The organism is Marinospirillum sp. (genome assembly GCF_014859565.1).
The window spans coordinates 1-3,964 of record NZ_JACUUA010000273.1; the positions used below are offsets into that span (position 1 = coordinate 1).

At 53.2% G+C, this 3,964-nt stretch carries 5 protein-coding genes; all 5 read left to right on the forward strand.

The features are described from left to right. Positions 1 to 341 precede the first annotated feature (341 nt). Entirely contained in the window at positions 342 to 623 is a 282-nt protein-coding gene (locus tag IBX50_RS18160) for an FmdB family zinc ribbon protein (protein WP_292257808.1), read from the forward strand. Between the two features lie 82 nt (positions 624 to 705). Next, positions 706 to 2,478 carry an aspartate--tRNA ligase gene (aspS, locus tag IBX50_RS18165; protein ID WP_292257811.1) on the forward strand — a complete coding sequence of 591 codons (1,773 nt, stop codon included), beginning with the start codon at positions 706 to 708 and terminating at the stop codon, positions 2,476 to 2,478. Between the two features lie 16 nt (positions 2,479 to 2,494). Further along, on the forward strand, positions 2,495 to 3,049 hold the full coding sequence (ruvC, locus tag IBX50_RS18170) for a crossover junction endodeoxyribonuclease RuvC (protein WP_292257813.1): 555 nt from the start codon (positions 2,495 to 2,497) through the stop codon (positions 3,047 to 3,049). 2 nt (positions 3,050 to 3,051) lie between these two features. Further along, on the forward strand, positions 3,052 to 3,708 hold the full coding sequence (locus tag IBX50_RS18175) for a trimeric intracellular cation channel family protein (RefSeq protein WP_292257815.1): 657 nt from the start codon (positions 3,052 to 3,054) through the stop codon (positions 3,706 to 3,708). Continuing rightward, a partial coding sequence (gene ruvA / locus IBX50_RS18180) for a Holliday junction branch migration protein RuvA (protein ID WP_292257816.1) occupies positions 3,708 to 3,964 on the forward strand: 257 nt, incomplete at its 3' end. The genes IBX50_RS18175 and ruvA, both read left to right, overlap by 1 nt.

Consider the following 3,964-nt stretch of genomic DNA (forward strand, 5'->3'; position numbering starts at 1 on the left):
TCAGATCGGTGATTTCCACCGCATCGGGCAGGCGGGGAATCAGCAGTAGCCAGAAGAAGCGACTGTCATTCATCAGGCGTAACTGACACAAGGGCAGGTTGCCCAGATGCAGGCTGTCTTCAGCAAGGCGAGGGTGGAGTTGGAAAGTCATGATGGTATCTTCCTTGTTGTCTGTAGGGAGTGTGTTGAGGCCTTGGCTTAATGCCTTGTCTGTAGGCTATAATGCGCCCTCTTGAAATTTAGCAAAAATCCCTCATAAAGCGAAGGGGCCCGGGATGTTGGTTTGCCCGGCTTTACTTGATGAATGACAACCTTATTGATTGAGATCGAGGCAAAACGCTATGCCTATTTATGAATACCAGTGTCAATCCTGTGGTCATGAGCTGGAAATCATGCACAAAATGAGCGACGCACCACCGGTGGACTGCCCTTCATGTAATGAAGCCGCATTGACCCGCAGAATTTCAGCAGCTGGTTTCCGGCTGGCCGGTGGTGGCTGGTACGAGACTGATTTCAAGAGTGGTGGCAGCAAGAAAAACCTTGCCGATTCGGGTGGTTCAGCCGCTGGCTCAGGCAATGCCTGTGCTTCCTGTCCATCTAATCCCGGTTCTACCGCTGCCTGATCCTTCTGTGCTTTGGGCTTAATCACGGCAGGGCTTTTGCCCTGCTTTTTCAATGAATACAACATATTAACGGGAAATATTTATGCGTAGCCATTACTGTGGCGACTTGAACACAAGCCACCTGGATCAGGAGGTCGTGTTATGCGGCTGGGTTCACCGCCGTCGTGATCACGGTGGAGTTATTTTTCTTGATCTGCGGGATCGTAATGGCATCGCTCAGGTTGTTGTTGATCCGGATACTGAAGAAGCTTTTGCCCGTGCCGACCGTTCGCGTAGCGAATATGTATTAAAAATCCGTGGTCTGGTACGCCAGCGCCCGGAGGGCACCACCAACGCCAACATGTCCACCGGTGAAATCGAGGTGCTGGCAAAAGAGGTTGAAGTGCTGAACACCTCTGAAACCCCGCCCTTTATGCTGGATGAACACGGTAAGGTGGGTGAAGAAGTACGCCTTAAGTACCGTTATGTGGATCTGCGTCGCCCGGAAATGGCAGAAAAACTGCGTTTTCGTTCGCGTGTGACTCACCAGATTCGCAACTGCCTGGAAGAGCAGGGCTTTCTGGATATTGAAACCCCAATCCTCACCCGTGCCACCCCAGAAGGTGCACGCGATTATCTGGTGCCCAGCCGTACCCACGAAGGTCACTTTTTTGCCCTGCCACAATCGCCGCAGTTGTTTAAACAGCTGCTGATGGTGGCTGGTTTTGATCGTTATTATCAAATTGCCAAGTGTTTCCGCGATGAAGACCTGCGTGCTGATCGCCAGCCGGAGTTCACCCAGATCGACATGGAAGCTTCTTTTGTGGAAGAAGCCGACATCATGGGTGCTGCTGAAGACATGATCCGCAAGGTGTTCCAGGAATCTCTGGGTGTGGATCTGGGCGACTTCCCGCACATGCCTTATTCCGAAGCCATGGATCGTTACGGCTCTGACAAACCGGATCTGCGGATTCCGCTGGAGTTGGTGGATGTGGGTGACCTGATGGCCAATGTGGACTTCAAGGTATTCTCTGGCCCGGCCACTGATCCCAAAGGCCGTGTAGCAGCTCTGAAGGTCAAGGGTGGTGCGGAACTGTCCCGCAAGCAGATAGATGATTACACCAAATTTGTGGGTATCTACGGTGCCCGTGGTCTGGCCTGGATCAAGGTCAACAAACGCGCTGATGGTCTGGATGGTCTGCAATCGCCTATTGTTAAGTTTATGGAAGGCATCATTGATCAACTGCTGGATCGGGTGGGTGCAGAAGATGGTGACATCATCTTCTTTGGTGCGGATAAAGCCAAAATTGTTAATGAAGCGCTGGGTGCACTGCGTTGCAAACTGGGTGAAGATCTTAACCTCTATACCTGTGAATGGGCACCGCTGTGGGTGGTGGACTTCCCGATGTTTGAAGAAAACAGCGATGGCAGCCTGAGCGCCTTGCATCACCCTTTCACGGCACCCAAGTGCAGTCCGGAAGAGCTGGAAGCCAGCCCGGCTAACCAGCTGTCCCGCGCTTATGACATGGTGCTGAATGGCACTGAGCTGGGTGGTGGTTCCATCCGTATTCACAATCAGGCCATGCAGCAGGCGGTGTTCCGTGTGCTGGGCATCAGTGCGGAAGAACAACGTGAGAAGTTCGGCTTCCTGCTGGATGCATTGAAGTTTGGTGCGCCACCTCATGGTGGTCTGGCTTTTGGTCTGGATCGTCTGATGATGCTGATGACCGGTGCCAAGTCGATCCGTGAAGTGATTGCCTTCCCGAAAACCCAGTCTGCCGCCTGTGTGATGACGGATGCACCCGGTGAAGTCAGCCAGCTGCAATTAAAAGAGCTGAACCTGCGTCTGCGCCCCAAAGCTCAGGCGGATAGCTGATGTGTTGTAACCGCTGATGCCGCTGATTCTGGGGATCGATCCCGGTTCACGGATCACCGGTTACGGTCTGATTCGCTCCGAAGGCAGCCAGCTGAGTTATCACGCCAGTGGCTGCATTCGGGTGCAGGCCGATGATTTACCCCAGAAGCTGGCGCAGATTTATGCCGGTCTGGCTGAATTGATTATGCAATATCAGCCGGATCAGGTGGCGATTGAACAGGTGTTCATGGCCAAAAATGCCGATTCAGCACTTAAACTGGGGCAAGCACGAGGTACTGCGGTGGTGTGTGTTGCCAATCACGGTTTGGGTTTGAGTGAGTATTCAGCCAAAGAAGTGAAGCTGGCCGTCACCGGTACCGGCAGTGCTGATAAAATTCAGGTGCAGCACATGGTGAAATCCCTGCTGAAACTCTCAGCCACCCCTCAGGCGGATGCTGCAGATGCCTTGGCAATTGCCATGTGTCATGCCTATACCTCCAGCGGTCTGCTGGCACTTTCTGGTCAGTTGGGTCGCAAACGCGGCAGCAGCTGGCGCAACTTTGATCCCAAAACCCACGCTCGGCGCTCCTGATCATGCATTTTGACCTTCCCCTGTTTATCCTGACTCTTGATCTTTTTGGTACGGTGGTTTTTGCACTGGCGGGGGTGCTGGCCGCTGCTGAGCGGCGTCTGGACCTGTTTGGTGTGATCGTGGTGGGTACAGTTACTGCCATAGGTGGTGGAACCTTGCGCGATCTGATTCTGGGTCGCCTGCCGGTGTTCTGGGTGCAGGACAATCTTTATATCTGGATTACGGTCACCACCTCGGTGGTGGTGTTTGCACTGGCACGTAAAATCCGTTTTCCGCATATGGCGTTACAGGTGGCAGATGCCATTGGATTGTCGGTGTTCACCGTGATTGGTGCCAAGGTGGCCATCACGTTAGGGCATCCACCCTTGATTGCGGTGGTCACTGGTGTAATGACCGGGGTGTTTGGTGGTATTGTGCGGGATGTGTTAACAGCCGTTAAGCCAATGATTTTTGAGAAAGAAATTTATGCCACGGCAGTCATGGCCGGAGCCTTTGTGTATGTGAACCTCAACTGGTTTTTACCTTCCAGCTGGGAAACCTTTAATACCCTGGTGTCCATGGCGGTGGTACTGGGTTTACGTCTGGCCGCCATTCACTGGCATTTGCACCTGCCGGTGTTTCTTGCCATTGAAGAACAGCAGAACAGGAAGGACAAGTGATGATTGGTCGTTTGCAGGGTAAGGTGGCAGAAAAACAACCCTCCTGGGTGATTGTGGATGTGCAGGGTGTGGGTTATGAAGTGGATCTGCCGCTGTCGGTGTTTGCCGGGCTGCCCGCAGTGGATGCACCGGTGACGTTGTGGATTCATCAGGTGATCCGTGAGGATGCCAACCTGTTGTATGGTTTTGTCCGTCTGGAAGACCGCCAGTTATTCCGTGAACTGATCAAGGTCAGTGGCATCGGGCCAAAAGTGGG